The sequence below is a fragment of the Vibrio sp. R12-SW3-ISO1 genome (assembly GCF_059834005.1).
Map to the genome: position 1 here is coordinate 1 of NZ_JCBDGK010000033.1, position 22,853 is coordinate 22,853.

Sequence of the window (22,853 nt, forward strand, 5' to 3'; positions counted from 1 at the left end):
CCCCTACTGCTGTAAATGACTATGGCAAAGGCCTCATATTCCATGAATCGTTCGAAGAAAGTGGTTTAGTAAACGGTAAATGGGATACGTTTGCTGACTACAACGGATGGACAATTACTAACTCAGATGGCGATAAAGCAGAGTTAGAGATCCAAACAGGCAACGTTGGCGGCTCTTTCGCGTCGGATGGTAATGCTCATGCGGAGCTTGATGGTCATGAGCTAGTGAGTATTTCAAGAGATTTAGACACTAAAGAAGGCTCTACACATACGGTCACATTTGATTATAAACCGCGACCAAGCTATGAAGGAGACAGTGGCCTTACCGCGACGTTTGGTGATACCACTGTCGTTGTTGTCTCGGATACAAACGGAAATATTGTTGTTACTTCTGGTAATGGCGATCAAGTCGAGGGTCTCACTGTTACACAAGATCCAAGTAATGGTTGGTATACCATAGCCTTTGATGAAACTGTGTCTGACTCTACTACCACTCTGTCTTTTACTGGCACGGGTAGTGACAATACCTTCGGTGCATACATCGATAATATCTCAGTAGAAAACACCTCTGGTTACCAAACTCAAGAAGACACAGAAATTCGCTTTACGCCTGAAGACCTGCTGGCTAATGATACCGATCCAGATGGTGATGAGCTATCTATTGTAGACGTCGTAAACAGGGTCGATGGAAACGGAACAGTTGAACTCATTGATGGCGAAATAGTGTTCACTCCAGCTAAAGACTTCAATGGTGTTGCCAGTTACGATTATGTTATCGCGGATACTAGTGGCGAAAGATCTACAGCAACCGTGTTTATCAATGTCACTCCAGTTAACGATCCTCCAGTAGCTACTGACGACGTTCATACTCTTGGAGACAACTTGATTGTTAACGGTAGTTTCGAAGATTTCACCAGTAGCAACAGTGCACCTGGTTGGGGCGATAGAGCAAGCAGCCTAGAGGGTTGGGTATTTGATGCCAACTCTGGTGAATTGGATTTGGTTGACGATGGTTATAATCGAGTAGAGACCGACCTTGACCACTTCATCGATATGGAAGGTGAAGGAAGTAGAGGTGACAATGTTACATTGTCCCAGACCGTCGAAGGTGTTGAAGAAGGTAAACCTTACCAAATCTCACTCGACATCGCGGCTAAAGGGAACAACCACACTGCGCAATTGCAAGTAGTCTGGAATGGCGTTGTTATTGCAACTATCACGCCTGACGGTAATTCGATGGAAACGCATACCTTTGAGGTGACTGGTGCGTTAGGTGACAACACGATAAGCTTCGTCGAAGTTGGTGGTAAAGGCGATAACAGTGGCACTTACCTTGATAATATCAAGCTACAAGAAATTCTCGTCGACCTAACAACAGACGAAGATACAACTCTTGAGATTCCACATTCTCAACTTCTTGCTAACGATTTTGATATCGATGGTGATGATATAACAATTACATCGGTTTCGATGACGGATCCTAGTCACGGTAAGGTTGAAATTGTTGATGGCAAGGTGGTTTTTGAACCCGCTGAAAACTTTAATGGTGTAACGACATTTGAATACGAAATTTCTGATCGCAAAGGTGGCACAGATACCGCCATCGTCACCATTAACGTAAAACCAATTAATGATGCACCTGAGTTAGTTGATGATAAAGAACTACCATTGGGTGACGATGAAACGATCAGCACTTCTACCAAAGAAGATACCTCCGTATCGGGCAAAGTGAAAGCGACTGATGCTGATGGGGATGACCTTACCTACACCGCTGACAAACCAAGCAATGGTAAAGTGGACATTGATGCTGATGGCAATTGGACTTACACACCAGACCCAGAGTTTGATGGTAAAGACTCATTTGTGATTACCGTCTCAGATGGCAATGGTGGTACAGACACTATCACTGTAAATGTAGATGTTTTACCTGTTGCTGAGCTGGCAGTGACGGCAGGCCAACCAGTGACTGAAGGTGATGAGTCCTACTTATCATTCGAAATTAATCTAGATGAGTTTGTTTCTGAGAATGTCGGTCTTGATCTTACCCTTGGCGCCACAGGCGATACGGCGACAAAAGGTATTGATTACGAAGATAAGATTTATGTAAAAGACGGAGATGTTTATAAAGCTCTAACAGCCGATGAGCTTGCTGCTCTTGTTATCGAACAAGGAAAAGATAGTATCGAAGTGTTCGTCAAAGTGATTGACGATAGTCTTCTAGAAGGAGAAGAGACCGTTACCCTTAAAGTGTCTTCTAGCAGTGAGTACGTTGAAGTACCAGGAAATGATTCAGCTGAAGCGAAGATTATTGATGAGACAGTCACCACACAAAAAGATACAGTTACGGTTACCTTAGAAGGCCCAAGTACGGTAATGGAAGGTGACATTACGACACCATTTACCATCACTCTAAGTGAAGCGGTACCTGAGAAGAGTGTGATTACTCTTGAATACACTTACACCAATGCCGGTAACCAGGATATTGTTGAAGTCATTGAAGTTGAAATCGCTGCTGGTTCCAAAACTGCCAACTTTAACATTGAAACAGTACAAGATAACGAGTACGAACAAGGCCAACAGTTCAACGTTAGTGTCGTATCGGTAAAACATGATGATAAAGATGTTTTCGAACAACTAGATACTTCATCGGCGAACAGAGATGTTGCAATTGATGATAGTAAAGACAACCCACCAGAGTCGGAAGACTTCTCTATCAACGTGGGTGAGTCTGGGACGGCTAAAGTTATTTTCAATGACGGCAATGGCAGCATTGAAGGTGATGGCTCAGATCATATATCCGACAATGAAGACGACAATGACAACAATGCGGATACAAACGTTGGTGTCGTCATTACTGAGCTGCCGGATCACGGTGTATTAAAATACGGTGATGATGTAATTACTAAGGACGACCTTGCTGTCTTTGACGAAAACGGCAACTTGCTCAAAGAAGGTAAGGTGTTCGAAGATCCTAACTTGATTGAGTACATCCGCAGCGAAAACAGTGAAGGGTTCCTACTTGGCGTTAAAGACGAGCAAGATGTCGATAGTCATTCTCCTTCGAAAAACAACTTCCACAATTGGGGTGAAGCAACAGATGACCCATCTGTTCGTAAACTCACGCTAGCCGATGGGGATGTGGTAACCGTTACAGCAAGTAAAGAGGGACAAGGTGACGACGACCTTGTTCAATACAACGAAAACGCAAATCACGTTGGCTACGGTATCGGTGTTGGTCAAGGTAATGGCATTCAGCAAGGCGAGACAATTACGGTTAACTTTGATAGCCGCCCAACTGACAGCATCACACTTGGCTTAGATGGTCTTGGTGGCTACTTCGATAAGAACCTAAATAACGGCAATGAATCGAAAGTGACGATTCTGGTGACTTGGGTGGATGCTGATAATAACGCCCACAATTCCCCATTTGAGTACCAAAAAGACACCAGTGGCAATACAGACTTGTTCCACGAAGTGACTATACCTTCAGACTCTTTCCCGCTGCCAGATGGCGCTATGATCCAATCAGTAGGCTTGTCTACCGAGGGCAACGGCAACTGGGAACTTCGTTATATTGATACCCGTTCTGATGATTCGTTTGATTATCGAGCGATAGACTCCGATAAAAACTACAGTGAAGAGTCAACCGTTACGATTAACAATGCCCCTGATGCGAATGATGATCCGCAAACATACACAGTTCAGTTAGGGATATTCGCAGAAGAACGCAACACTTGGGATTTTGAAGGGGTTACCGTTTCTGGTTATGTCGGCAAGTCTGGTGATTTCAGCCAAAATACAAACACAATTAAAGAACTGACCGTAACCGATGGCTACGAGTTAGGCGTAGAAGGCAACATTAACGGTGGTCCGGCGGCTCAGTTACAGTACAACCGTGCAACTGGTGAGTCTGAGAAGATTGCTATCAGTTTGCCTAAACCAGCGACAAGCTTCTCCTTCGCGGTATCTCATCTTGTTTCTGGTGAAGGTGCAGCAGGAGAGCAAGGTATGTGGACTGCCTACCTAGATGGTAAGCCAGTGCAAAGTGGTGTGTTTAGCCTTGATTCAGGACATACAGGTTCATTTAGTTATGACCTTGATGTTGCGTTCGATACAGTGGTGTTTGAAGCGACTGATTTTGTCGAGGGCGAAGCGAAAAGTACCGACTCATCAGATTACTTCCTAGTTGGCTTTGAAGCAACAGGCACAGGCGCTTATGCGGTGAATCAAAGCGAAGGGGAAATCCGTATTCCACTTTCAGAGATTTTATCTAATGATTTCGACCTAGATGGTGACGAAATTACAATTACTGGATTGGGAGATAATAAAGCCTCTATTGATGGTGAGTATGTTGTCTTTGACTTTGATAATAATTTCAGTGGTGAAGAGACATTTGAGTACACTATTTCAGATGGTAATGGTGGCACAGATACGGCGAACATTACGATTATCGTCAATCCAGACGTGCCAGTAGTCAGTGTTGACTCTATCGATGTTAACGTTGAACAAGTCAGTGAAGGTGAATCATTAAGCTTTACCGTGAATTTATCTGGTAGCTCTGTGCTTTCTCAATTGCTTGCGGTTGAGTTTGGTGTCAAACCTAACCAAGTAGGTGACGCAGACAATCAAGATGTTGATTTAAGTAATGCCACCTTTACCAACGGTGTCACATACAATGACTATACTGGCGAATTGTTTGTGCCGCCGAATGTAAAATCTTTCGATATCGTCATTCCAACTCTACTAGATGGTGTGGTTGAGCCTAAAGAAACCTATAACATTGAGGTTGGCGGTGTAGCTGCATCTGGGGATATTTTAAATGACGATCGACCAGAAGTTGATCTAAACGGTACTCAATATCAGATCGATATGGTTTCGGAAAGTGCGGGTCATAGCAACGTGTTCGGCTACTATATCTGGGACAGCAACACAGGGACTGCTGAGCTCAACGTTCTTATTAGCAATACCCACAGTGTTGTAGATAAACAAGCGCTGGCGGTACTTAACTCTCTAGATAATGTGGAGTTTTTCCTTTTGTCTAACGGAGCTAATGCCGTTAAGCCAAATGATCTCTTGACGGTTGATGAGCAAGGAAAACTGTTTATCAATGGTAATGAAAGTAGCCAAACGGCCTACTTTAGCCATGTTGACTCCCATAAATTACAGTTCCAGATTTCTGACGATAAGTCAGAAATTAAGATTGAAGATTTGCCGGTCAACAGTGGTGATACAGACTACAACGATTTGGTTATTGCGATCCGTCCGATTGATGATGGTATTGATTACTCGACCACCTACATTGAAGGAAAAGATGCGGTCACTATTGCCGATGTCGATGCTGACATTTTTGATGACCATAATCTTATCTCTTCAATGTCAATCAAACTCACCAAGGGTCAAACTGGAGACCAGTTAGATGATTCGTTAGTAGATAGAAGCATGTTCTCTGTTACTAATGACCCTACTACTGGCTTACTTGTCATTAAGGAAAAAATCGGTGGTACCTTATCAGCAGATGAGTTTGTAGCGGCACTTAAAGTCATTAAATTCAGCAATACCAGTGATGACCCAGACAACACAGATCGTGTTATTGAAGTGACAGTAACGGATGATAAAGGTCAGATTTCAGCCGTTGCAGAAACGACAATCAAAGTCATTGATTTCAACCCTGATGGTACCTTGGACAATCAAGTAGAGGGAGCAGAGGACACAGTGTTGCTATTGTCATTAAATGACTTTGGTATCCAATCGGGCGATGGACTAAAAATTACGTCTTCACCGGATAATGTCTTCTTTAAGAATGTAGGTACTAGTTATGACCCTGACTGGCAACCAATCAACAGTAGCCAAGTAACCAGTGCGCTTATTGAATCCGGCATCATCGGTTTCAAAGCGCTTGAGCACGAGTCTGGCTTTAATGGCTTTGATGACACTCTAGTTGGCAACACACATGGTGATTACGCTCGCGTTGGGTTTGAAGTGACCATAGATGGTCAAACGAGTAGTCATACGCTAACGGTTGATATTACTCCAGTGGCAGATGCTCCTATTGTAACAGTAAGCTTAAATACTATTGTTAGTAACGTCTCACTGAGCTCTGAACTGCATAGTAAGCTTGTTAACGCACAGTCGAATACTCAGCTATCCCAGTCAGAACTAGAAGAGCTAGGTATTTCCGGTATTTTAAATACGGTCAATGGTCAAACGATTGGCGGTGAAGGTAATGATCTGATAATTGGTTTAGATGCAGGGCAAGGTGACCATCTAATTGGAGATGCCCTTACGAATCTAGGAGGAAACGGTTCTGATATCTTTGTCGGTAAACAAGGTGCAGATAATCTGACAGGGGGGACTGGATCCTTAGATAATGCGACTGACACAGCCGTCTATGTTGGTAACTTCAGTGACTACGAGATAACGTTTGTGGGTAATACCACCACACTACGTGACTGGGAAATTAGAGACACTTTTAATAGGGATACTCCTGAATACGGACCAAATAACACAGATAATTTATATCAAATTGAACGGCTTATATTTGCTGATGCAATCGTAGAGTTAGACAATGAAACTGGTGCGTTAAATGTTGTAAAAAGCAGCATGATCCAATTGACGTTGGACGTAGAATTGCAGGACAAAGACGGTTCTGAGCACCTAGTTGATAACCGAGTCGAACTCACGGGTATACCAGTCGGTGTGGAATTGTATATTGGAGGCGTTAAAGTTGACCCAGTGACAGAGAACAATGGTTTACAGACGTTCAACATTACGGTTGACCTTAACAAGGACAATAATTTCAGTACAACCATCGATAATGCTCAATTAAAAGTTACCCCTAACTATACGGGTAGCTTGGACTTTACGGTGACAGCTAATGCCGTAGCTCAAGATCACAATAGCAGCCAAGCTACTGGATCCGATTCTGAGTTTGCTACTTTTGCCACGGATAAATTCATTGTCGACACCTCGCCAGAACAACAGTTACTCGGCGATAGTGCTGATGATGTAATTATTGGTGATGTTGGTGGGATAGATATAACTATTACGCCAGCGAAGAATTACAACATTGCGATCTTGGCTGATGTTTCAGGCAGCATGAAGGAAGGATTTGATGGCAGCACTCGACTTGGTGTGATGAAAGCGGCGTTGATGAGTTTTGTTGAAGGGTTGGATACGCATTCAGGCACGATTAACATTGCCCTTATCGGCTTTTCTTCTTCAGCAAATGCCGCTGTTAGTATTTCTGACATTCAAGATAACAATTGGAGTGCGTTAGAGGCGGCAATAAATCTTTTGTCTGCTGATGGTGCGACTAACTACGAAGCGGCATTTGATTCAGCGAAAAACTGGTTTGATAGTTTGAGTGATTCGAGTTCTGATGCAGACAATCTGACCTTGTTTGTGACAGACGGTAAGCCGACTACCTATACTGGCGATTCTAGCAGTTCGGGTGGTTCAACTGACAACGCAGATCTAAGTAAAGCACTCGCTGCTTACAACGAACTTACAGCTATCAGTAAAGTAAAGGCGATAGGTATTGCGACTGATAGTAATGAAACACATGTTCTTCGTATGTTTGACAACACTAACATCGTGGACTCGGAATACACTGATATCAGTCATGTTTCTTCTATAGTGGATCAAACTATAGACATCGTTGTTAGTGGAAGAGATGATGCTAAGACTGTCAACGGAAATGAATTTAGTATAAATATCAATCAGTCTGCATCTGTGGCGCTTGATTTTTCGATCATTAAACACTTTGGAAACAATGATACCTTCCATTGGAGTATTGAAAAGTTAACTGGAGATAAGTGGGAAACAAGCGTTGGCCCCGTTCGTAGTACACTTGATAATTCGATTGAGATAACAGACGCCGGTACGTACAGACTAGCTTTATATCTGGATAACGGTAGTAAAGGGAACGGTGATCTGGATGGAGTTAAGTTGGATGCGACCATTTCTATTGTTGAACGCACTCAAGTACCGCTAGGTCAAGTAGAAGTGGTCACCTCTGGAAATCAACTCGTAGCTGCGTTAGAAGGGGAAATCTCGCACACAACTTATAGAGAGATGGATAGTGACTATATTCTTGGTGGTCGGGGTGATGACATCCTATTTGGTGATGCAATAAACACACATTACTTACCTTGGGAGCAAGTGGGCAGTCCAAATGAAAAAAGTCTAGGGTTAGATGGACTGAAACAGTTCTTGACGCTGGAAAATGGTTCTGAACCAAGCGATGAAGAGTTGCAACAATTTATCGTTTTAAACCATGATACATATAAGCTATTTGAAGAAACACTTGATGATAGCAATAGTGTACTTGGACAAAGTGACACGCTTGACGGTGGGATGGGTAGTGACATTTTGTATGGACAAGGTGGAGACGACACACTCATTGGCGGATTAGGTGACGACATCCTCACCGGTGGTGAAGGTGCAGATATCTTTAAATGGGTTGAAATGGAGACTGCTCACGACAGAGTGACCGACTTCAGTCGCGCCGAAGGTGATGCGCTCGATTTGGCTGACCTATTTGCCGATGTATCGTCAACGGATATTGACGAGTTACTAAGTGAACTAAGTGAATTTGGTACTGCACAAGTTGGCGAAACCTCGACAGTGAAAGTGTCTGTTACGGGAGATGAGCAATCCTCTACTATGACGATTGAGAAAGCAGGGAATACCTTAACCATTGATTTCGATGGAGCCTCTGCATCTGATATCACCAGTAGCCTGATGGACAGCCTTGAACATTTAAAGCTCTAAAATAAAAACAGCCGGAGTCAGAAGTGACTCCGGCTGTTTTGTGCTATCTGAAATTCACCAATTTCAGTGAGAAACCGCTTTGGTCATCCCGAAGCGGTTTATTTTTAGTGTTATAGCACCTTACACGCAAACCCTTTCAGATAGAAACCTTCTGGATAAGCGCTATCAGTAGGGTGGTCGGCCGCTTGTTCAAAGCGTTCAACAAACTTCACTTGGCGACCGGAATCGATAGCGGCGTCAGCAATGACTTTCTGGAATAATTCACCACTCATAAGGCCTGAACAGGAGTAGGTGAGTAGTGTGCCGCCAGGCTTTAAAATTTGCATCGCGAGCATATTGATGTCTTTGTAACCATTCGCACCGGAGGTTAAATTGTTCTTGCTTGAGACAAACTTTGGCGGGTCCATGATGACGACATCAAATTGAGTGCCTTGATCTCGGTATTCACGCAATAGCTTGAACACGTCTGCATTAAGAAATACCGCGCGTTTCTTAGAGATATCAAACTCGTTTAGCTCGGCATTAAACTTGGCACTATCGAGTGCTGGCTGAGAAACATCTGCATTGATAACGCGTTTTGCACCACCTTTGAGTGCATAAAGACCAAAGCCACCAGTGTAGGAGAAACAGTTAAGGACCTCTTTGTCTTTAACGTATTTGGTGGCTTGCTGTCGGCTATCACGTTGGTCGAGGTAGAAACCGGTTTTGTGGCCGTTAACAATGTCTACGCTGATTTTGACCTCGTTTTCTTCAATGACAACTGATGGTGGGGGTAATTCACCATGAAGAACTCCGGTTGTTTCCTCTAATCCTTCTTTTTTACGCACCGCAACATCTGATCGTTCGTAGATATGGCAATCAGGAAAGACTTCAGTGAGCGCAGAGACAAGCAACGATTTCTGATATTCGGCACCGGCACTTAATAGCTGACAGACCAAATAGTTCTGGTATTTATCGATAGTAACCCCGGGTAAGCCATCAGATTCAGCCGCGATCAGACGGTAACCCGTTAACCCGTCACGTTCGATGATATCTTGGCGGAGCAATTGTGCATCTTGAATACGCTTGACAAAAAAGGCGTGGTCAATGGGCTGTTGTTCAAAAGACCAAACTCGAGCACGAATTTGAGAATTTGGAGAATAGGCGGCTTTCGCCAACCATTGGCCATTTTGGGCATAGACATCCACCGTTTCACCGAGCTGGGGTTTGCCTTCGACTCTCTCAATACCGCGCGAGAAAATCCAAGGGTGCTTACGTTTTAGTGATTTATCACGGCCTTTCACAAGGTAAATCGCTGCTGTCATTACTGTGCTCATTAGTTTGGGAACAAAGGTCGGGTATTTTCGAGGATGTCACCGGGAAAATCAAATAAAACCCCTTCTATTGGATGTTTGCTGTTGGGAGCGAGTTCAATCCCAAATGGTTGACTTTGGTTCATACTGACGAGTAAGAGGCATTAAGAGGATGATATTATGGCGCAGCAATGCAAGCGGTTTATCGTATCGGGGACAGTTCAAGGGGTAGGTTTTCGCTATCACACCTCTTATCAAGGAATGACTCTAGGGCTGGCCGGCTATGCGAAGAATTTGAACAACGGTGATGTTGAAGTGGTCGTGTGTGGTGAGGAAGAGGCCATTGAACAGATGGCCTCTTGGCTAACGCACGGTCCCAAAACGTCACATGTGGAGTCAATGATTTCGGAACCGTTAACCTATCGAGACTTTAAAGGGTTTGAAATTCTCTGATGCCATCCATGACTACGTACTAAGCAGGTGGCTATAGGCATTTCGCTGGCTTGGGTAATCCGGCTAATTTTGTCGCTTGTTTGGCTGGGCCTTGTTTAAACAGCTTAAACAGGTATTTACTGTTTCCTTTCTCTGGACCATGTGCTTTTTCCATCGCTTTGACGAGCATTCTGACCGCAGGCGACGTATTAAACTCTTCATAGAAGTGACGCACAAATAAGATCACTTCAAGGTGGGCATCGGTCAGTTCTATTCCTTCCATTTCAGCCAAGGTGGGGATCATCGCTTCCTCCCAATCCTTATGATCTTTGAGGTAACCTTGTGCGTCAGTCTCAATCGTTTTGCCCTTGTATTCGAACATCTTATTACCTTGCTGGATTCAAAACGGCTATAGGTTAGCGTAGCTTTGCACATGACACAATCCTAACACTTCGCGGGGCGGTCATAACAAAAAGCCCCAACATAATGTCGGGGCTCTAAACGATGTTGCTATTGCGAGACGATTAATCGTCGTTCATCACACCTAGAATGCTCAAAAGGCTGATGAAGAGGTTGTAGATAGAAACGTACAAGCTCACTGTTGCTGAGATGTAGTTTGTCTCACCACCACGAACGATTTGCTGCGTCGTTAGCAAAATCACACCGGTAGAGAAGAGGACAAACATACCGCTCATTGCGAGGTACAACATCGGCATTTGCAGGAAGATGTTCGCCACCATGCCGATAAGCAAGACAACAAAGCCAGCCATAAGCACGCCACCTAGGAAAGAAAGGTCACGCTTAGTAGTCAGTGCGTAAGCAGAAGCGCCAAGAAATGCCAGTGCAGTACCACCTAATGCGGTAACGATAACATCACCCATGCCTGCGCCAACATAAGCGTTGAGAATCGGACCGAGTGTGTACCCTAGGAAGCCAGTGAATAGGAATGTAAATACCAAGCCCATGCTGTTGTTGCGGTTTTTCTCCGTTAGGAATAGCAGACCGTAGAAGCCGACCAGCATAATGATAAGGCCAGGGCGAGGTAGATTCATCGCCATAGACACACCAGCCACGACCGCTGACCAAAGCAGGGTCATAGAAAGGAGTGCGTAGGTATTACGCAACACCTTATTGGTTTGTAGAGCACTTTCTTGTGTAGAAGTGCGGGTAAACATAGGACTGTTCATAATCTTCCTCGTGAAGTTTTATGTTTATACCGACATATATGAGGCTTATCAGTAAAAAGATCAAGCCCCAACGAGTCTAGTCGTTAGTAAAATAATAATAGAAATAGAAACTTAAGTATTTTGAAAGATGTAACACAATATAACAATCAAAAAAGGGCGACCGAAGTCGCCCTTTGCTTATCCATCAATCAATGATGGAGAATTTGTGCTAGGAAGTTTTGTGTGCGATCAGACTGCGGATTTTCAAAGAAATCAACAGGATTGTTTTCTTCGATGATTTCACCTGCATCCATAAAGATGACCCGATCGGCGACCTCTTTCGCAAACCCCATTTCGTGGGTAACACAAAGCATGGTCATCCCTTCACCGGCCAGTTCAACCATAACATCCAACACTTCTCGCACCATTTCTGGGTCGAGTGCCGACGTCGGTTCGTCAAACAGCATCACTTGCGGGCTCATACACAACGAGCGAGCAATCGCAACGCGCTGCTGCTGACCACCAGAGAGCTGACCTGGGTATTTATCTGCTTGATCAGGAATCTTCACGCGTTCAAGGTACTTCATCGCGACGGCTTCCGCTTCTTCTTTTGGCATCTTCTTAACCCAAATCGGTGCGAGCGTACAGTTTTCTAGCACAGTGAGGTGAGGGAAGAGGTTGAAGTGTTGAAAACACATGCCGACTTCGCGTCTAACTGCCTCAATGTTCTTGAGGTCTTCTGTAAGCTCGTTACCAGAAACGATGATTTGTCCTTTCTGGTGCTCTTCTAAGCGGTTAATACAGCGAATCATCGTGGACTTGCCAGAACCTGACGGGCCACAAATAACGATTTTCTCGCCTTTTTTGACATTAAGGTTGATGTTTTTCAGTACATGAAACTCACCATACCACTTGTTCATATCCTTAAGTTGGATCATGTAATCTTGTTGTTGCGTCATAATACGTCCTTGAGCTTATAAATTATCGTTTGTGACCGGTATGGAGTTTGTTCTCTAGCCAAATCGAATATCTCGACATGCCGAAACAAAATACCCAGAACACTAACGCGACAAAAACATAACTTTCCGTAGCAAAACCTAACCACTCGGGGTCAGTGTTTGCGGCTTGGCCAATACCGAGTACGTCAAACATACCGATAATCAATACAAGACTGGTGTCTTTGAAGAGGCCAATAAAGGTGTTCACGATAGAAGGAATGGTGATCTTAAGTGCCTGAGGCAATATGATCAGTCCTGTCTTTTTCCAGTAGCTTAAGCCAAGCGCATCCGCTGCTTCATACTGGCCTTTTGGAATGGCTTGTAAACCACCACGGATAACCTCAGCCATGTAGGCAGAACTAAACATCACCACACCAATCAAAGCGCGTAGCAATTTGTCTGTCTCCGAACCTTCCGACAGGAACAATGGCAGCATTACCGACGCCATAAATAGAACAGTGATGAGCGGCACACCACGCCATACTTCGATGTAAACGGTACAGATGCTGCGAATAATCGGCATATCTGAGCGTCTTCCGAGTGCAAGAGCAACACCAATTGGAAGTGAGACGACGATACCGACCAGAGCGATGATCAATGTGACCAGAAGTCCGCCCCATTTGTGTGTCTCAACGACTTCCAGGCCGAAGAATCCACCATAAAGAAGTCCTGCAATTAAAAACGGGTAGACGTTAACAAAGAACAGCCATAGCCAAGTACGTTTAGGTGTCTTCTCGTAGGCGAGCAACACAGTAAACACTGCTAGCGTGAAGTAGAACAGGCGAGGGCGCCAAAGCTCTTCTTGCGGGTAGAAACCATACATAAACTGTTCCCAGCGTACGCTGATAAATACCCAACATGCACCATCTCGACTACAAGCGTCACGAGTTGTGCCAACCCAATCAGCGTTAATCAGTGCCCAATCGACGATGTTCCAGATCAAGCTGAAGGCGACATAGGCAAGTATGACGGTAACCACGGAGTTGACCGGGCCGTTAAATAAGTTCTTACGCAGCCATCCCATCACACCCACAGTATTTGCCGGTGGCGGTAGGCTAGGTTGAAATTGATGTACTTTCATTCTATCTCTCCACCAAAGCGACTTTTTTGTTGTACAAGTTCATCAGTGCTGACGTGAGCAAGCTGAGAGTCAGGTATACGCCCATGGTCATCGCGATAATCTCAATCGCCTGACCGGTCTGGTTAAGCGTTGTACCTGCAAATACTGAAACCAAATCAGGGTAACCAATCGCCATTGCTAGCGATGAGTTTTTAGTCAGGTTTAAGTATTGACTTGTGAGCGGAGGAATAATGATACGCAGCGCCTGTGGAATCACGACGAGCTTCAACGTACGTGAGCGAGGTAAACCTAGCGACATGGCCGCTTCCGTCTGACCGTGGTTCACCGCGTTGATACCGGAACGTACAATTTCTGCAATAAAGGACGCGGTATAAATACTCAACGCAAGCAGAAGTGCTGCAAGTTCAGGGATGATGCTGATGCCACCACGGAAGTTAAAGCCCTTCAGTTCAGGGTATTCCGCGTGAATAGGAGAACCCATCACAAAGTAGGTCACAACGGGCAACGCAACGATTAACCCTAACGCGATTCGCCCAACTGGGGTTTGCTGTCCGGTGAGCTTTTGTTTATTTTTGGCCCAAATGGCAACAAATAGCGTCGCGACTACGCCGAACACAAAGGCAGCGACCACGATAGATGACCCTTCACCGAAAACAGGTGCTGGAAAATACAGACCGCGAACGTTAAGGAAAATGGCTTCCCCTAAGCTTAGGCTCTGGCGCGCTGAAGGCAGTGCTTGCAGAACGGCGAAATACCAAAAGAAAATTTGCAGTAACAGGGGGACGTTACGGAAAATTTCGATATAGACTGCCGCAAGTCGACTGACCAACCAGTTACTGGAGAGACGTGCGATACCCATGGCAAAACCAATCACAGTCGCAAGAATGATCCCTAAGAAAGAGACCAATGCGGTGTTCAGTAAGCCAACTAAAAAGGTTCTTCCATAAGAGAAGGTTTCATCATATTCAACAAGGGTGAGGCCAATCCCAAAGCCCGCTTCTTGTCCGAGGAAATCAAAACCAGTGGCAATGCCCCTAGCTCCGAGGTTCGTTAAGGCATTATTGACTATTGTGTAAAAGAAAAAGACCAAGGCGACTATCGCAATGATTTGGAAGACGACCGATCGAAAAGTGGGATTGTAGAGAAGGTTTGCATTGGAAGCAGGCGCACTACCTGACTTACCAGCAACAGTATCAGTAGGTTTCATACAGCTATAACCTCAAATCCATTTTTAATAAAAGGGCGGGGAGACCGCCCTTTCTTTGCTTGTTGTTATGTACTGCGATTAACGGATTGGTGGAGCGTACATAAAGCCGCCTGCATTCCACAGAGCGTTCACACCACGAGAGATCTGTAGTGGAGATCCTGTACCTACGGTACGCTCAAAGCTCTCGCCGTAGTTACCCACTTGCTTGATGACTTGGTAACCCCAATCATCACGGATACCTAGGCCTTTACCTTTAGGACCGTCAACACCAAGAATACGTTTGATGTTTGGATCTTCAGACTTCAGCATTTCATCTGCGTTCTTAGATGTAATGCCGTACTCTTCTGCGTTGACCATTGCAGACAGTGTCCATTTCGCAATGTTAAACCACTGATCATCACCTTGACGAACCACAGGGCCTAGAGGCTCTTTAGAAATGATTTCTGGTAGAACCTGCGCTGAGCTTGGGTCTTGTAGGTTTAGACGAAGTGCGTACAGACCAGATTGGTCAGTTGTTAGCACGTCACAACGGCCTGCATCGAAACCTTTTGAGGTCTGAGCTGCGGTATCAAATACCACTGGCTTGTATGACATGCCATTGTTGCGGAAGTAGTCCGCTAGGTTAAGTTCGGTAGTAGTTCCTGACTGAACACATACTGATGCGCCGTCAAGCTCTTTAGCGCTCGTAAGACCTAGGTCTTTTTTGACCATAAAGCCTTGGCCGTCGTAGTAGTTTACGCCAACAAAGTTAAGACCAAGTGCGGTATCACGGTGCAATGTCCACGTTGTATTACGTGACAGTACATCGATTTCACCGGATTGAAGTGCAGTGAAACGCTCTTTAGCAGTAAGCGGAACGTATTTAACTTTTGTTTTGTCACCCAGTACAGCTGCAGCAAGTGCTTGACAGTATTCCACGTCGATGCCTTCCCATTCGCCCTTCGAGTTAGGGTTTGAGAAGCCCGGTAGACCAGTACTTACACCACAAGTAATAAAATCTTGTTTAGTCACTTTATCCAACGTGCTATCAGCTGCAGATGCGCTTGTAGACATCAAAGCAGTAGATGCAGCTACGACAGAAGCAAGAACTGTTAGTTTATGTGCCATTTGTATCCTTCCTGTATGATCCATGTTAAGTCAGGTGGAACCTGAAAAAACGAGTGAAATATGTTGTGTCTTAATATTTATTGACTGAGCTGATTGCACCACTGGTAACCAAATCAATCGTTTATAAGCGTAGGTAAGGATCTCGAAATTCTCAACTTCATAATTTAAAAGAATTTTTGAATGAAATCACAAACCTCAACAATGATTAGAATGGCGAAATGTTATCTGAATGTAAATAGTGCAACTAGGGATCAGATTGGTGCGTCAGAATGTGATAGTTAATAATTCTAAATGATCAGACTATCAATTGTTGCCAAGATGCTAAATTGGTATGAATGACTGCGATCGAAGTTAAATTCAGAGTAATATTATTTTAATTGTTAGGGTGGGGTGAACACGATGCCCCATTTTTGGTAGTATCGTCAGCTAGTACAAATGGTTTACCAAGGATTGAAATGCAGTATTTTCCGCTGTTTATAAACCTCAATCACCAGCCAGTTCTTGTGGTGGGAGGGGGCGAGGTCGCCAGTCGAAAAGTGGACAGCTTAGTGAGAGCTGGCGCCGATGTGACCATTGTGTCACCCAAGATTGAGCCCTATTTAGCACGCTTGGTGGAGCAGGAATGTTGTCGCTGGATACAAAGTTTCTATTCGAGTGAGCTGTTAGACCAACATTACGTTCAAGTATGGGCAACCACAGACAATCCTGAGTTAAATCACCAGGTTCATTTCGATGCGAAAAAGAAACGCCTGCTCGTCAATGTCGTGGATGACCAACCTTATTGCGATTTCATTACCCCCTCGATTGTGAATCGTGGTCGAATTCAGATCGCCATCTCTAGTGGTGGCGCTTCCCCAGTGTTGGTGAGAAATATCCGCGAAAAACTCGAGTCGATATTACCTCACAACTTATCACTGCAAGCTGACTTTGCAGCCTCAAAGCGCAATGATATTAAGCAACATCTCGCCAGCGTTGATGAAAGGCGAACTTTTTGGGAAGCGTTCTTTGCCAACTCAAATGTGCAAGAGATGACCAGTCTTGATGAGCTCGAAACGCACTATCAAGCCTTACTCAGTGAAGGTATCACCAAACCCGCTTCGACTGTCTGGGTTGAATGTGGTGAAGATGTCGAGTTGTTGTCGCTAAAAGCGCTGAAAATCATGCAAGAGGCGGAACTCGTACTTCATAGTGAGAACTGTCCTTTCGCGTTTGTCGATTTGGTTCGCCGCGATGCTGAGCGCACGCCTTTTGAAAGTAGCGCCGACCTTGCTCAGTACTTGATGTCTGCCAAACAGGAAGGGCTTAAAGTGGTTGTCTTGGTTGAGGCCGGGGCAAGTGACACCAAGTTGTTACAGGGTAATGATTTAACGATTAAACAAGCCACGATCGCAGCAAAGCGCTAACCCTTGCGTTTTGTCTGTTTAGAAAAAAACAAACCCGCTGTTCAGCGGGTTTGTGCGAATGACTCACTGCTATGTGAGCATGGCTTCGTTAATCGGTTAGTCACGAAAGTTTTCAAACTGGAAAGGTTGGCCGAGTTCTGCTTCGCGGATCAGTGCCATCGTTGCTTGTAAATCATCGCGTTTTTTACCAGTCACGCGCACTTTTTCACCTTGAATAGAGGTTTGGACTTTGATCTTAGAGTCCTTGATGTGCTTGACAATTTTCTTCGCAACTGGCGTTTCAATGCCTTGCTTAAAAATGACGACTTGGTGCCAGTTGCGACCGGAGGCCTCCTCGGGCTTCGCTTCCATTGCATTGACGTCTACGCCACGCTTAGTGAGGTTAGAGCGTAAAATGTCACGCATTTGCTTGAGCTGGAATTCACCTTCGGCATTCAGTTTCACGGATTCGTCTTTTTGCAGTTCAAACGTCGCCTCAACGCCACGAAAGTCGAAGCGAGTCGATAGTTCACGTGATGCGTTGTCGACGGCGTTGCGCAATTCAACCGCGTCGATTTCTGAGATAATGTCAAAAGAGGGCATAATGTACTCCGAAATAGTCGTTGATTAAGGTCGCGCTTTCACAGCGTCAGCGAGCATGTCTAGCATCTGCACAGTGTCATCCCAACCTAAGCATGGATCGGTGATGGATTGACCATAAGTGAGATTGTTGAGGTCACACATGGATTGGTTGCCTTCGACAATAAAACTTTCGGCCATAATACCGGCAATCTGATGCTTTCCTGAACGGATCTGCTCACAGATGTCCTTTGCCACATCCAGCTGTTTGCGATGCTGCTTTTCACAGTTGGCATGGCTGAAGTCGACCACAAGACGCTGCGGTAAATCAAATTGAGCGAGTTGCTCGCAAGCTTGCGCGACCGATGCCGCATCAAAGTTCGGCCCTGTGTCACCACCGCGAAGAATGATATGGCCGTATGGGTTACCGCTAGTACGATAAACCGTCATGCGTCCATTTTTGTCTGGCGAGTAGAAGTAGTGCGAGGCCATAGAGGCACGGATCGCATCAATGGCAATTTTAACATTGCCGTTGGTGCCGTTTTTGAAACCGACAGGGCAAGAAAGAGCAGACGCCATTTCACGGTGAATTTGTGACTCTGTCGTGCGTGCGCCAATCGCACCCCAAGTGATTAAGTCAGCGATGTACTGGCCGGTGATCATATCCAGGAACTCAGTGGCGGTCGCCAAACCAAGCTTATTGATATCGAGCAGGAGTTTACGCGCTTTGTTAAGACCGGTTTCCAGCGCGTACGAACCATCTAGGTTAGGGTCTGTAATTAAGCCTTTCCAGCCTACGACGGTGCGCGGTTTCTCAAAATAGGTGCGCATGACGATAAAAAGCTCGTCTTTATATTGCGCTTGAATCGCAGAGAGACGCTGTGCGTAGTCGATCGCCGCCTCTGTGTCGTGTACCGAGCACGGGCCAACAATTACGAGTAGGCGAGAGTCTTCGCCAGTGAGAATTTGCTCAATTTGACGGCGCGAAACAGCAATACGCTCGGCGACATCATCAGTAATCGGGTGGGCGCTTCCAAGTTCTGCCGGAGTTGGCATAGGGCCTAAAGGCTGCGTTCTTAATTCATCGGTTTTTAATGGCATACCAGAGCCTGTTCTTTTTATTGCGAAGCGCTAAAGATAACGGAAACGAATCAAGTAATAAACTACTTATCCTGAAACTCTTCCAGTGCGAAGCGTAAATCTGAAAAACTATTCAAAAATGTTAGTTTTAAATTCTGTTTTGCCCTTGTCTTCACTGGCGCGAGTCGGTATGTTTCAAATATCACAATAATAATCTAAGTACGGAGCAGTAATGAGTTTATCCGGTTCAAGCAATTTGCATTCTGCATTGAGTAGTGGCGACGCCCTACCTGAGGTCGACGGTCAACAAGGTGGACAACACCTCTTTGTTTCCTTATCTGAGCTCATCCTAGAGCACATTTTTTACCATCCTAGCTTTGAGTCAGCCACATCGCCGCTCGATCCACTACAACGTAGTTCTATCGATGCGATGTTGGGTGAACAAGATCTCAAGACGCACTTTGTTTCTACCTTGGTCTCAATCATCTCTGACGCCATCTCCCCTGAGCACAAAGTTGTGCGTGTATCGCTAAGTAATGCGGACAGCCATGCAATGCGTTCGCTATTGGGTGGTGATGTGGAGCCTGAGGTGGTGAATCCAGCACTCGGTATGCGTGGCGTGTCTCGCTATGCCCAGCCAGAGTTTAGCGCCAGTTTTGTCCTAGAGTGCGATGTGATCAAAGCATTAAGAGCGCAAGGTCATCAGGTTGAGATTGTGGTGCCGTTTGTTCGTGCTTTATCTGATGCCGCGAAGATCATCGATTTGCTTGCCGAGCAAGGACTGCCGCGCGGCCTTAACGGGCTCAAGGTGCTTTATACTGTCGATGTACCGTCTTCTGCGCTGATGGCCGAGCGTCTATTGCACTATTTTGATGGCGTCGTGATTAATTTGGAAAACCTAACCCAATATACGCTGGGTATCGATCGTCTAGACGAGACACTACACTATTTGTTTGAACCACAAAGTGAAGCGGTGCTACAACTGATTGACATGACGACCAAAGCGGCAGAGAGCGTCAATAAGCCGGTAATCCTAACCAGCAGTGGCCTCTTGAACTACGCAAAAATCCAAGAGTATTTGGTCGAACGTGAACACGTCGAACTTGTTGTGACGGTGTAACTGACTAAGTAATCTGAGTTATCTCACTATCTGAAAGTGCAATGTTAACAAAATGTTGACATTGCACACCTTCCATATTCAACTGGTTCTAAATCCACTAGTCGGACCAGTCTATGTTAAGCCCTCTTACTAAAGCGAACTTTTACCTCAATTACTTTGGCTTTCTCAAAGTCCCCCTAATTTGGCTCTGTCGACCTAAAATTCTCCAACTGGATGAGCAGCGCGTAGAGGTAAAAATTCCACTAAAAAGACGGACTAAAAATCATCTCGGCAGTATGTATTTTGGTGTCTTGGCGGTTGGTGCAGACGTCGCAGGCGGTTTCATGGCGATGAGTAAAGCTCAGGCGCGAGGCAAGCAGGTGTCTTTGGCTTTTAAAGCGGTGGAAGGGCAATTCTTAAAGCGACCTGAGGCGGATGTCCACTTTGTCTGTGACGATGGGGAGCTGATTGACAAGATGCTTGATGAGACGTTCGCGACCGGAGAGCGTGTCAACCAAGCGGTGAAAATTACCGCCCTCTGCCCAAGCCTACATGGCGATGAGCCGATGGCGGAATTTTTACTTACTCTGTCACTAAAGCGAAGGGGTGAGTGAAGTCATCCACCTCAATTTGCTCAATCGCAACGATTTTGCTGCGGTTGAGCACGATTTTCCAACGGTAATAGTTTGGGTTTCCGTCGTGATTGTCTTCTTTGACAATCAAGTTGATCAGGTGACGTTTTTCAACGGATTCGCGGCTCACCTGACTGTTGTTCAGAGTATAGATTTTGTTTGAGCCCTTATCCATCAAACGGGTAAACGGTCGCATGCTGAGCAATAAGGTTTCTCGCGTTTCTTCATAACCGCTCATAAACTTTGATGTGGTCATTTCTGTCTCTGAGCGATAGTGTAAAATTTGTTCTTCCCGCTGGACGACGCGCTTTTTGCGAATCGACTTGATGCGGTCGGGAAGTTTGTCGAGCCCAAGATAATCAAGCCATTCGAGTTTTTGCCCGACGGTCTTTTTGGTTGTCGGATCCAGGTAGGTTTTACGCCACTTAGGTCGGCCGCGTCGAATCCACCGCCACATGACATCCCGCAGATCGTCTTTAAATATCTCGCGTAGCGCGTAGACAAATGACATCAAAATGATGAACGATGCGGTGATCTCACCCCAATAATCACGAGCCAGAATCGCGGTAATGGTGACAAACACCATCACAAACCCCGTTGCACTGCCTTTGACAATTCGCTTTAGATTGTTGCCCAATGATTGCGTTTTCTCTTGCAGGACGATGGGGTGCTCTATCAAGCGCCTCAATAACCGCATTTTGTTACTCAGGCGGGTCACATCGCCTCTCACGCTTTCTGAGTTGTAGTTGTTGAGCTTTCGATGCGCGGCTTCTTTCTCAACAATGGTGAGCAATCGCTCTTTGAGCTTCTTGTATTCACTGTCACGTGGCATGTGGGCAACCAATGACATAAGCCTTTGCCCGGTGTACCAAGAGAGGTAGTTATCGATGTTGGCATAGTAGCGTTTCAGCCCCTCTTCATAAGGAATACTCCGACGCAGCTTTTTCAAAATATCGAGAGAGAGTTCGATGACTTCGTCTACTTCATCGGTGGTGACGGAATCGGAGTTGTGTTTGTTCAATTCGCTGACCGCTTTATCTAACGCAATCACATATTGGTAGGCGAACAAACTTAAACTGACGCGGTACTGAGTTGAAGAGAGTCGTCCTCGTTTGGCAAGTCGACTGTGCACGAGCGGAAGCAGAGTTTTGTCACTGAAATAAGCGCGTTTTTGCGCCAGAGACTCGTAATAGAATTCACTCTCTTTGACGATGTCAGCGTTTAAGCCAAGCTCACCGGGAATGAAAAAGTAGAGGTCGAGATCCGACTTCTTGGTCGAAGCCATTGCGTGAGAAATTTTGAGAGTGATGCCATCTTGTTTGTCTACCGTGACCAAGAAAATCTCCATAAAGTTCAAATTAGCTGGCGAAAGCATATCAGAGATTGGGTATAATCGCCGCAAATTTAGCAAGAGACCGTTGAAATGATTAACGTTGGTAAGGTAAACCACTTAGAAATTGTAAAAAAAGCCGACTTTGGACTATTTTTGGATGCTGGAGAGTACGGCACCTCTTTGCTGCCAAATCGCTTTGCGCCAAAAGACGCGGAAGTGGGCCAATTTATTGATGCGTTTCTCTACTTTGATTCCGACAACCAGTTGGTGGCGACGACTGAAACTCCGATTGCCGAAGTGGGCCAGTGGGGGCTGATGGAAATCCAAGGGGTCAACAGCACCGGCGCTTTCGCTAATTGGGGAATTAAAGGCAAAGATCTGTTGATCCCTTTCAGTGAGCAGCGTGCCCGTTTTAGAGAAGGTCAAACTGTGTTGGTATACGTTTATACCGACAAAGCATCTGGGCGCATTGTCGGGACCACCAAATTCAACAAGCTGCTGGATAAAACGCCGGCGCCTTATAGCAAAAACCAGCAAGTCGAGTTGTTGATTGCAGAGCGCAGTGACTTAGGCTTTAAAGCGATCGTTGAAGGCCAACATTGGGGCATGATTTTTAAGTCTGACGTGTTTGGAAAACTCTTTATTGGTAAGCGTCTTAAAGGCTACATCAAAGCAATCCGTGAAGATGGCAAAA

Annotated in this window: 16 protein-coding genes; 6 read left to right on the forward strand and 10 right to left on the reverse strand. The window is 45.3% G+C overall.

The genetic code is table 11. The annotated features are described in order from the left end of the window. The first annotated feature begins 224 nt into the window (after positions 1 to 224). Positions 225 to 8,771 carry a tandem-95 repeat protein gene (locus tag AC6R0R_RS08940; RefSeq protein ID WP_500626440.1) on the forward strand — a complete coding sequence of 2,849 codons (8,547 nt, stop codon included), beginning with the start codon at positions 225 to 227 and terminating at the stop codon, positions 8,769 to 8,771. A 110-nt stretch (positions 8,772 to 8,881) separates the two neighbouring features. On the opposite strand, the gene AC6R0R_RS08945 is transcribed toward AC6R0R_RS08940, so the two are convergent. Then, on the reverse strand, positions 8,882 to 10,075 hold the full coding sequence (locus tag AC6R0R_RS08945) for a class I SAM-dependent methyltransferase (RefSeq protein WP_500626441.1): 1,194 nt from the start codon (positions 10,073 to 10,075) through the stop codon (positions 8,882 to 8,884). 168 nt (positions 10,076 to 10,243) lie between these two features. On the opposite strand from AC6R0R_RS08945, the gene yccX reads away from it, so the two are divergent. Next, a complete protein-coding gene (gene yccX / locus AC6R0R_RS08950; protein WP_334555404.1) occupies positions 10,244 to 10,516 on the forward strand; it encodes an acylphosphatase in 273 nt (90 codons plus the stop codon). 31 nt (positions 10,517 to 10,547) lie between these two features. Here yccX and AC6R0R_RS08955 read toward each other — a convergent pair whose 3' ends face one another. From AC6R0R_RS08955 to AC6R0R_RS08980, 6 genes are all read right to left on the reverse strand, one after another. After that, positions 10,548 to 10,877, reverse strand: coding sequence for a TusE/DsrC/DsvC family sulfur relay protein (locus AC6R0R_RS08955; protein WP_500626442.1), 330 nt, complete (start codon positions 10,875 to 10,877; stop codon positions 10,548 to 10,550). 142 nt (positions 10,878 to 11,019) lie between these two features. Further along, positions 11,020 to 11,682: a Bax inhibitor-1/YccA family protein gene (locus AC6R0R_RS08960; protein WP_334555402.1), complete on the reverse strand. Its 663-nt coding sequence runs from the start codon at positions 11,680 to 11,682 to the stop codon at positions 11,020 to 11,022. A 188-nt stretch (positions 11,683 to 11,870) separates the two neighbouring features. Further along, on the reverse strand, positions 11,871 to 12,620 hold the full coding sequence (locus tag AC6R0R_RS08965) for an amino acid ABC transporter ATP-binding protein (protein ID WP_500626443.1): 750 nt from the start codon (positions 12,618 to 12,620) through the stop codon (positions 11,871 to 11,873). 22 nt (positions 12,621 to 12,642) lie between these two features. Beyond that, complete coding sequence (locus AC6R0R_RS08970; protein WP_500626444.1) at positions 12,643 to 13,740, reverse strand: amino acid ABC transporter permease; 1,098 nt, start codon at positions 13,738 to 13,740, stop codon at positions 12,643 to 12,645. A 1-nt stretch (position 13,741) separates the two neighbouring features. Beyond that, complete coding sequence (locus tag AC6R0R_RS08975) at positions 13,742 to 14,947, reverse strand: amino acid ABC transporter permease (RefSeq protein WP_500626445.1); 1,206 nt, start codon at positions 14,945 to 14,947, stop codon at positions 13,742 to 13,744. 78 nt (positions 14,948 to 15,025) lie between these two features. Then, complete coding sequence (locus tag AC6R0R_RS08980; RefSeq protein ID WP_334555398.1) at positions 15,026 to 16,054, reverse strand: amino acid ABC transporter substrate-binding protein; 1,029 nt, start codon at positions 16,052 to 16,054, stop codon at positions 15,026 to 15,028. A 455-nt stretch (positions 16,055 to 16,509) separates the two neighbouring features. Here AC6R0R_RS08980 and AC6R0R_RS08985 point away from each other — a divergent pair, with 455 nt between their 5' ends. Continuing rightward, on the forward strand, positions 16,510 to 17,457 hold the full coding sequence (locus AC6R0R_RS08985; RefSeq protein ID WP_500626446.1) for a precorrin-2 dehydrogenase/sirohydrochlorin ferrochelatase family protein: 948 nt from the start codon (positions 16,510 to 16,512) through the stop codon (positions 17,455 to 17,457). A 96-nt stretch (positions 17,458 to 17,553) separates the two neighbouring features. On the opposite strand, the gene AC6R0R_RS08990 is transcribed toward AC6R0R_RS08985, so the two are convergent. Beyond that, complete coding sequence (locus AC6R0R_RS08990) at positions 17,554 to 18,039, reverse strand: YajQ family cyclic di-GMP-binding protein (RefSeq protein WP_500626447.1); 486 nt, start codon at positions 18,037 to 18,039, stop codon at positions 17,554 to 17,556. Between the two features lie 24 nt (positions 18,040 to 18,063). Then, the gene (locus AC6R0R_RS08995) at positions 18,064 to 19,116 is read right to left on the reverse strand and encodes a 3-deoxy-7-phosphoheptulonate synthase (RefSeq protein WP_500626448.1); all 1,053 of its coding nucleotides are present in this window, start codon (positions 19,114 to 19,116) and stop codon (positions 18,064 to 18,066) included. Between the two features lie 211 nt (positions 19,117 to 19,327). Between AC6R0R_RS08995 and AC6R0R_RS09000 the strand changes: the two genes are divergently transcribed. Next, complete coding sequence (locus AC6R0R_RS09000) at positions 19,328 to 20,215, forward strand: putative PEP-binding protein (protein ID WP_500626449.1); 888 nt, start codon at positions 19,328 to 19,330, stop codon at positions 20,213 to 20,215. A gap of 113 nt (positions 20,216 to 20,328) precedes the next feature. Further along, entirely contained in the window at positions 20,329 to 20,808 is a 480-nt protein-coding gene (locus tag AC6R0R_RS09005; RefSeq protein ID WP_487902009.1) for a PaaI family thioesterase, read from the forward strand. On the opposite strand, the gene AC6R0R_RS09010 is transcribed toward AC6R0R_RS09005, so the two are convergent. Further along, positions 20,777 to 22,162 carry a hypothetical protein gene (locus AC6R0R_RS09010; RefSeq protein ID WP_500626451.1) on the reverse strand — a complete coding sequence of 462 codons (1,386 nt, stop codon included), beginning with the start codon at positions 22,160 to 22,162 and terminating at the stop codon, positions 20,777 to 20,779. The genes AC6R0R_RS09005 and AC6R0R_RS09010 overlap by 32 nt on opposite strands. A gap of 87 nt (positions 22,163 to 22,249) precedes the next feature. Here AC6R0R_RS09010 and AC6R0R_RS09015 point away from each other — a divergent pair. Further along, on the forward strand, positions 22,250 to 22,853 hold a 604-nt coding region (locus AC6R0R_RS09015; protein ID WP_500626450.1), incomplete at its 3' end, for a CvfB family protein.

Excerpts from the sequence above, each read along its gene's own strand:
- AC6R0R_RS08985 (WP_500626446.1), top strand. The coding sequence starts at position 16,510 with ATGCAGTATTTTCCGCTGTTTATAAACCTCAATCACCAGCCAGTTCTT.
- AC6R0R_RS08965 (WP_500626443.1), bottom strand. The coding sequence starts at position 12,620 with ATGACGCAACAACAAGATTACATGATCCAACTTAAGGATATGAACAAG.
- AC6R0R_RS08980 (WP_334555398.1), bottom strand. The coding sequence starts at position 16,054 with ATGGCACATAAACTAACAGTTCTTGCTTCTGTCGTAGCTGCATCTACT.
- AC6R0R_RS08995 (WP_500626448.1), bottom strand. The coding sequence starts at position 19,116 with ATGCCATTAAAAACCGATGAATTAAGAACGCAGCCTTTAGGCCCTATG.
- AC6R0R_RS08960 (WP_334555402.1), bottom strand. The coding sequence starts at position 11,682 with ATGAACAGTCCTATGTTTACCCGCACTTCTACACAAGAAAGTGCTCTA.
- AC6R0R_RS09000 (WP_500626449.1), top strand. The coding sequence starts at position 19,328 with ATGAGTTTATCCGGTTCAAGCAATTTGCATTCTGCATTGAGTAGTGGC.
- AC6R0R_RS09005 (WP_487902009.1), top strand. The coding sequence starts at position 20,329 with ATGTTAAGCCCTCTTACTAAAGCGAACTTTTACCTCAATTACTTTGGC.
- yccX (WP_334555404.1), top strand. The coding sequence starts at position 10,244 with ATGGCGCAGCAATGCAAGCGGTTTATCGTATCGGGGACAGTTCAAGGG.
- AC6R0R_RS08990 (WP_500626447.1), bottom strand. The coding sequence starts at position 18,039 with ATGCCCTCTTTTGACATTATCTCAGAAATCGACGCGGTTGAATTGCGC.
- AC6R0R_RS08970 (WP_500626444.1), bottom strand. The coding sequence starts at position 13,740 with ATGAAAGTACATCAATTTCAACCTAGCCTACCGCCACCGGCAAATACT.
- AC6R0R_RS08945 (WP_500626441.1), bottom strand. The coding sequence starts at position 10,075 with ATGACAGCAGCGATTTACCTTGTGAAAGGCCGTGATAAATCACTAAAA.
- AC6R0R_RS08975 (WP_500626445.1), bottom strand. The coding sequence starts at position 14,947 with ATGAAACCTACTGATACTGTTGCTGGTAAGTCAGGTAGTGCGCCTGCT.
- AC6R0R_RS08955 (WP_500626442.1), bottom strand. The coding sequence starts at position 10,877 with ATGTTCGAATACAAGGGCAAAACGATTGAGACTGACGCACAAGGTTAC.